Annotated in this window: 7 protein-coding genes; 5 read left to right on the forward strand and 2 right to left on the reverse strand. The window is 70.2% G+C overall.

Annotated features, from left to right (window positions below):
• Positions 1 to 22 precede the first annotated feature (22 nt).
• Positions 23 to 1753, forward strand: coding sequence for an L-aspartate oxidase (locus tag GZ67_RS0103625; RefSeq protein WP_029263783.1), 1731 nt, complete (start codon positions 23 to 25; stop codon positions 1751 to 1753).
• A 90-nt stretch (positions 1754 to 1843) separates the two neighbouring features.
• Here GZ67_RS0103625 and GZ67_RS20975 read toward each other — a convergent pair whose 3' ends face one another.
• Positions 1844 to 2200: a hypothetical protein gene (locus GZ67_RS20975; protein WP_029263784.1), complete on the reverse strand. Its 357-nt coding sequence runs from the start codon at positions 2198 to 2200 to the stop codon at positions 1844 to 1846.
• Between the two features lie 125 nt (positions 2201 to 2325).
• On the opposite strand from GZ67_RS20975, the gene GZ67_RS0103635 reads away from it, so the two are divergent.
• The 4 genes from GZ67_RS0103635 to GZ67_RS0103650 all read left to right on the forward strand — a co-directional run bounded on the left by GZ67_RS0103635 (position 2326) and on the right by GZ67_RS0103650 (position 6212).
• Positions 2326 to 3822 (forward strand): L-serine ammonia-lyase, iron-sulfur-dependent, subunit alpha, encoded by a 1497-nt coding sequence (locus tag GZ67_RS0103635; protein WP_029263785.1) that lies wholly within the window; start codon positions 2326 to 2328, stop codon positions 3820 to 3822.
• 69 nt (positions 3823 to 3891) lie between these two features.
• Positions 3892 to 4647 (forward strand): AAA family ATPase, encoded by a 756-nt coding sequence (locus GZ67_RS0103640; RefSeq protein ID WP_029263786.1) that lies wholly within the window; start codon positions 3892 to 3894, stop codon positions 4645 to 4647.
• A gap of 51 nt (positions 4648 to 4698) precedes the next feature.
• Positions 4699 to 5481: an ABC transporter ATP-binding protein gene (locus tag GZ67_RS0103645; protein WP_036304180.1), complete on the forward strand. Its 783-nt coding sequence runs from the start codon at positions 4699 to 4701 to the stop codon at positions 5479 to 5481.
• Positions 5478 to 6212 (forward strand): ABC transporter permease, encoded by a 735-nt coding sequence (locus GZ67_RS0103650; protein WP_029263788.1) that lies wholly within the window; start codon positions 5478 to 5480, stop codon positions 6210 to 6212. Before GZ67_RS0103645 ends, GZ67_RS0103650 begins: the two co-directional genes overlap by 4 nt.
• Before the next feature lie 21 nt (positions 6213 to 6233).
• On the opposite strand, the gene GZ67_RS0103655 is transcribed toward GZ67_RS0103650, so the two are convergent.
• A partial coding sequence (locus tag GZ67_RS0103655) for an ATP-dependent helicase C-terminal domain-containing protein (RefSeq protein WP_029273762.1) occupies positions 6234 to 7039 on the reverse strand: 806 nt, incomplete at its 5' end.

The following is a 7039-nucleotide window of genomic DNA, read 5'->3' on the forward strand; positions in this document are numbered from 1 at the left end:
TGGCCTAATTAGCGTGAAACGTATGTCTACCCCCGAACGTCAGATATCCACCACCGTCCTCGTGATCGGCACCGGCGGCTCCGGTCTGCGCGCCGCGATCGAGATCGCCGAACACGGCGTCGACGTCCTCGCCGTCGGCAAACGCCCGCGTCAGGACGCGCACACCTCCCTCGCGGCCGGCGGCATCAACGCGGCACTCGGCACCATGGACGCCGAGGACAGCTGGCAGCAGCACGCGGCCGACACCATCAAGGAGAGCTACCTGCTCGCCAACCCGCACACCGTCGAGATCGTCACGCAGGGCGCCGAGCGCGGCATCCGCGACCTCGAGCGGTGGGGCATGGACTTCGCCCGCGAAGACGACGGCCGCATCTCGCAGCGGTTCTTCGGTGCGCACACCTTCCGCCGCACCGCCTTCGCCGGCGACTACACGGGACTCGAGATCCAGCGCACGCTCGTGCGCAAGGCCGAGCAGCTCGAGGTCCCGATCCTCGACCACGTCTACATCACGCGTCTGCTCGTGCGCGACAACGTCGTCTTCGGTGCCTACGGCTTCGACCAGGCCGACGGCACCCGCTACCTGATCCACGCTGATGCCGTGATCCTCGCTGCCGGCGGCCACAACCGCATCTGGCGCCGCACCTCGTCCCGTCGCGACGAGAACACCGGCGACTCCTTCCGTCTCGCGGTCGACGCCGGAGCACGACTGCGCGACCCGGAGCTCGTGCAGTTCCACCCGTCCGGCATCATCGAGCCGGAGAACGCCGCCGGCACGCTCATCTCCGAGGCCGCACGCGGCGAGGGCGGCATCCTCCGCAACGCCCTCGGCGAGCGCTTCATGCAGAAGTACGACCCCGAGCGCATGGAGCTGTCGACCCGCGACCGCGTCGCGCTCGCCGCGTACACCGAGATCAAGGAAGGACGCGGCACCGAGAACGGCGGTGTCTGGCTCGACGTGTCGCACCTGCCGCGCGAGACGATCATGACCCGGCTGCCCCGCGTCTACCAGACGATGATGGAGCTGCAGATGCTCGACATCACCACCGACCCGATCGAGATCGCCCCCACCGCGCACTACTCCATGGGCGGGGTCTGGGTGCGCCCGGAGGACCACCAGACCGACGTCGAGGGGCTGTACGCGATCGGCGAGGCGTCCAGCGGACTGCACGGCGCGAACCGTCTCGGCGGCAACTCGCTCATCGAGCTGCTGGTCTACGGTCGTATCGTCGGTCAGGCCGCGATGGAGCACGCAGCCGGGCTCGACGCGCAGCGGCGGTCGGCGGAGGCCGTGGCCGCCGCGCGGGCCGAGATCGACGATCTGCTCGCCGCGGAGGGACGCGAGAACGTCCGCGCGCTGCAGCGCGCGATCCGCAACCTCATGACCGAGTACGCCGGCGTCGTCCGCTCGGAAGACGGGCTGCGCGCCGGGCTCGCCGACCTCGACATGATCGAGGGGCGCATGGAGGATGTCGGCATCCACCCGGACATCGCCGGGTTCCAGGACCTCGCCCATGCGTTCGACCTCAAGGCATCGGCGCTCGCCGCCCGCGCCACGCTCGAGGCCGCGCTGGAGCGCCGGGAGACGCGCGGATGCCATAACCGCAGCGACTTCCCCGACACCGACCCGACGCTGCGGGTGAACCTGGTGTGGTCGCCGACCGCGGGCGTCACCCGCGAGGAGATCCCGGAGGTCTCTCCCGAGATCGCCGAGCTCATGCGTGACGTCGACACGGCGGGCAAGCTCGTCGAATAGGCGCGGACACCCGCGTTCATGCCGAGACCCCGCCCTGCCGATGTCTGCAGGGCGAGGTCTCGGCGGTCGTCCGGGATCTCGAGGAGCGGCTCAGCCGGCCTGCGGCTCTTCCGTGTCGACGACCCCGATCCCGACGGCCTCGTGGTCGGGCTCGGGCTCCTCGCGCTTCGGCGCCTTCGGCTCCTCGCCCGGGTCCTTCTCGGTGCTCGGCTCTTCGAGCTCCTCGGTGCTGGGCACCTCGCTCGGGTCGGCGTCTTCGGGCGATTCGGCCTGGTCCGGAGTCTCGGCCGTGTCCGGATTCTGCACCTGACCCTGAGCCGGCACCTCATCCGTACTCTGTGCACTGCCTGCGGTGTCGGCTTCTCCCGTCGTGTGCACCTGCTCCGGCGTGAGCGCGTTCACCTCGTCGGTCGTGCTCGCGTCCTGGTTCGGCGTGCTGTCGGTCATGATCGCCCCTTTCTCGAAGTCGTCCCGTCAGGATGCCTCGGGGGCGTGCGGGGCTGAAGGGGCTTGACGCGGCGCCGAGTTAATCGAGGCGAACCGAAGGCGCGGATGCGGCGTAGCCTGGAGGGGTGACTGCGTACGTCTCGGCCTTCGACCTCTTCTCCATCGGAGTGGGGCCTTCGAGCTCCCATACGGTCGGACCGATGCGGGCGGCCCTCGACTTCGCTCGACGACTCACCGCGACGGGCGCCCTCCCGCGCGTGGCGCGCGTCGGCAGCACGCTGTACGGCTCGCTCGGCGCCACCGGGATCGGGCACGGGACTCCGGACGCCGTCGTCGCGGGTCTCCGCGGACTCACACCGGAGGCGTGCGACCCCGCCGACGTGAGGTCGGCCTGGACGGACTTCCCCGCCGGCGGTGCCCTGTCGATCGACGGCATCCACGACGTGCCGTTCGCGAAGGAGGACATCGTCTTCGCGCCGCGGACCCGGCTGCCCGGCCACCCGAACGCCATGACGATCACGGCGTGGGATGCCGAGGGGCAGATCGTCGCAGAGGAGACCTATTACTCGGTGGGCGGCGGGTTCATTCGCCGGGACGGGGAGGACGCGAAGCTCACCACCGCGGGATTCCCTTACTCGTATGCGGACGCCGCGTCGCTGCTCGCCCTGTGCGATGAGAACGGGCTGTCGATCGCCGAGGTCGCGCGCCTCAACGAGACCTCGCTGCGCAGCGAGGAGGAGGTCGCGGCCGGTCTCGACGCGATCTGGGACGCGATGTCGGGGTGCGTGGATGCCGGACTCCACGCCGACGGCACACTGCCGGGCATCCTCAAGGTCAAGCGGCGGGCCGGCGTGATCCGCGGCCAGCTCGAAGCGGTCGAGGCCGACGGGCATCGAGAGCTGCCGGGCGAGTGGCTCGGCGCGTTCGCCCTCGCCGTCAACGAGGAGAACGCGGCGGGCGGTCGCGTGGTGACGGCGCCGACGAACGGCGCTGCCGGCATCCTCCCCGCCGTCGCGATGTACTGGTGGCGGTTCCTCGCCGATTCGGGACTCGGTGCGGGCAACGCCGTGACTCCCTACGGCGAGTTGGTCGGCAGCGCGCTGCTGGGGTTCGAGTCGGATGTGCGGGCGCTGGAGAATGCCAGCGACCTCGACGAGGAGCAGACCGCGGAGGCGAACCGTCGCCGCGGCATCCGTCGCTTCCTGCTCACCGCGACCGCACTCGGATCGCTGTTCAAGGCGAACGCGTCGATCTCCGGAGCCGAGGGTGGATGCCAGGCCGAGGTCGGCTCCGCGTGCGCGATGGCGGCCGGAGGACTCACCGCGGTGATGGGTGGCACGAACCGTCAGATCGAGAACGCCGCGGAGATCGCGATGGAGCACCACCTGGGGCTCACCTGCGACCCGATCGGCGGACTCGTGCAGATCCCGTGCATCGAGCGCAATGCGATCGCGGCGTCGACGGCGGTCACGGCGGCTCGTCTCGCGTTGCGTGGCGACGGCAGCCACTACGTCTCACTGGACGCGGTCGTCGAGACGATGCGTCAGACGGGTGCCGACATGTCGACCAAGTACAAGGAGACCAGCGAGGGCGGCCTCGCGGTCAACGTCATCGAGTGCTGATCGCGCCCGCGCGACTCCATGTCCGCGGATGCCGGTAGCCTCCACGAGACACCACGCGGAGGGAGCACGATGGAGGCGTTCTGGGAGCCGAGCTCTCGCCGACGGCGGCAGCAGCCGGTCGTCGCGGTGCGCCCGAACGACGACGCCCCGACGCCGGATGGGGAGTGGCCGACGAGCATTCCCGCGGTCGCCCAGGTGCTACGGGAGGGGATCGATCTCGACCCCGGGGTGACGTTCCTCGTGGGCGAGAACGGCAGCGGCAAGTCGACCCTGGTCGAAGGCGTCGCACTCGCCTACGGCCTCTCGCCCGAGGGCGGTTCGCGTCAGGCGCGGCACAGCACCCGAGCGACCGAGTCGCCGTTGTCGGAGTGGATCCGGCTGCAGCGCGGTGTGGGAGCCAACCGCTGGGGCTTCTTCCTGCGGGCCGAGACGATGCACTCGTTCTACACCTATCTCGAAGACAACCCGTCGACCGCCGGCGCCGATGTGCCGTTCCACGAGATGAGCCACGGCGAGTCGTTCCTCGCACTGTTGGAGAGCCGCTTCGACGAGCCGGGCTTCTACTGCCTCGACGAGCCGGAGGCCGCCCTGTCGTTCAACTCGACCCTGGCGCTCATCGCCGTGCTGCGGCGCATCGCCGACGACGGTGGGCAGGTGCTGTGCGCCACGCACTCGCCGGTGCTCGCGGCGCTGCCCGGCGCGAAGATCCTCGAAGTGGGGGAGTGGGGAGTCCGTCCCGCCGAATGGGGCGACCTCGAGATCGTGAACCACTGGCGCTCGTTCCTCGAGCATCCGACACGCTACCTCCGCCACCTGCTCGACTGAGGAAGGCCGCCCTCTTCTGCGTGCTCGAGGCGCAGGCGCATAATTCATCACATGATGAATAACTCAGCCGTCGAGATCGCGCAGCTGCGGGTGCACCGCGGGGCAGTGCGGGTCTTCGACGGGATCGACCTCACGATCCCGCGTGGACAGATCACGGGGCTGCTCGGGCCGTCGGGATGCGGAAAGACCACCCTGATGCGCTCGATCGTCGGTGTGCAGCGGATCGCCGGAGGCAATGTCACCGTCCTCGGCGAGCCAGGCGGATCCCGACAGCTCCGCCACCGCGTCGCCTACGGCACACAGGGCGCTGCGGTGTACGGCGACCTCAGCGTGCGCCAGAATCTCTCGTACTTCGCCTCGCTGCTGAAGGCGCCGAAGGGCGACGTGAACAGGGTGATCGACGAGGTCGGTCTGCGTGCCCAGGCGGGGCAGCGCGTCGACGCGCTCAGCGGTGGTCAGGCGACGCGGGTGTCGCTCGCGGTCGCGCTCATCGGCTCTCCCGAGCTGGTCGTGCTCGACGAGCCGACGGTCGGGCTGGACCCCGTGCTGCGTGCCGAGCTGTGGGCGTTGTTCCGGGGGCTCGCCGACCGCGGTGTGACCCTCATCGTGTCGAGTCACGTGATGGATGAGGCGGTGCGCTGCGACCGGCTGCTGCTGATGCGGGAGGGGCGGATCATCGCCGACACCACCCCGTCGTCGCTCCTGGCCGACACCGGCACGACCGACGCCGAGTCCGCGTTCCTGGCACTGATCGAGCGGGACCGCAGCGGCGATGCCGACGTCCCTCGATCACGCCGTGAAGCGCGGGAGCACCGTGAGGAGGCCGGAGAATGAACGGCCGCCGGATGCTCGCCACCGCGGGGCGCGTGCTCGCACAGCTGCGGCACGATCCGCGGTCGATCGCCCTGATGCTGGTGGCGCCGAGTCTGCTGGTCGGTCTCTTCGCCTGGTTGTTCAGCGACCAGGCGGGGGTGTTCGACCAGTTCGGCGGCGCGATCCTGGCGCTGTTCCCGTTCATCGTGATGTTCCTCATCACGTCGATCACGACCCTGCGCGAGCGTCGCTCGGGAACCCTCGAGCGTCTGATGACCACACCCCTCGAGAAAGCCGACTTCATCCTCGGCTATGCGCTCGCGTTCGGGCTGATGGCCCTGCTCCAGGCGGTGATCACGGTGTCGTTCGCGGTCGGGGTATGCGGGCTCGATGTCGACGGGCCGCTGTGGCAGCTCGGACTCGTCGCGGTCGTCGATGCTCTACTTGGTACCGCCCTGGGGCTGCTCGCCAGTGCGTTCGCACAGACCGAGTTCCAGGCGGTGCAGTTCATGCCGCTGCTGGTGTTCCCGCAGATCATCCTCGGCGGCCTGTTCATGCCCCGCGATCAGATGCCGGATGTGCTGTATGCCATCTCTGATTGGCTCCCGCTCAGCTACGCGATCGACACGATCAACGCGGTGGCCGCGGGCGACGAGGGCTGGGACGTGTTCGGCCCGCTGCTGATCGTCGTGGCCTTCGCGGTGGGTGCCCTCGTGCTCGCGTCGCTGACGCTGCGACGTCGCACGCGCTGAGGCTCCGGCTCCGGTGGCTGCTCAGCGCGCCGCGCGGTTCTTCGTGTGCTTGGTCGGCACGGCGGCCCACGGGTCTTCGGGCCACGGATGCCGGGGGTAGCGTCCGCGCATCTCGGCGCGCACCTGGCTGTAGGGACCGGACCAGAACGAGGCGAGGTCGTCGGTGACCGCGAGCGGACGCCCGGCGGGGGACAGCAGGTGGAACAGCACCGGCACCCGCCCGTCGACGAGCCTGGGAGTCTCGGCCCACCCGAAGCACTCCTGCAGCTTCACGGCGACGACCGGCCGTGCGTGCGGGTCGCCGTCGGGCTCCGGGTAGGTGATGCGGACGCGGGATCCGCTGGGCACCTCGAGGCGCTCCGGCGCGAGCTCATCGAGGCGCACGGCATCGGGCCACGGCAGCAGGCGCCGGAGCGGTGACGAGAGTTCCAGCCGTGCTGCGGGGGTGCCGGACGCGAGGCGATCGAGCTCGGGCGCGAGCCACACGTCGAGGGAGTCGACCAGCCCGGCATCCGAGACATCGGGCCACGGATCGCCGAGCTCTCGTCGCAACAGTGCGAGTCGCCGGCGCAGCGCGTCTGCGGTGTCGGACCAGGTGAACATACCGAGCCCGTCGCGGCGGAGCGCCCGGCGCACGGCGTCGCGGCCCTCCTGCGCCGATGCCTTCACGGGCGCCGAAGACCGCGGGATGGCGCCGATGCGCCGCTCGCGTCGGGCCTGGACGCGACCTCCGACGAACTCCGCCTCGACGCGGTCGGTCATCAGGTGGCTCGCCGCCTGCTCCATCTGCGCTTCGGTGAGCACAGCGGCGGAGCGGATGATCGCGC

This window comes from Microbacterium sp. Cr-K20 (assembly GCF_000708325.1).
Classification (GTDB): Bacteria; Actinomycetota; Actinomycetes; order Actinomycetales; family Microbacteriaceae; genus Microbacterium.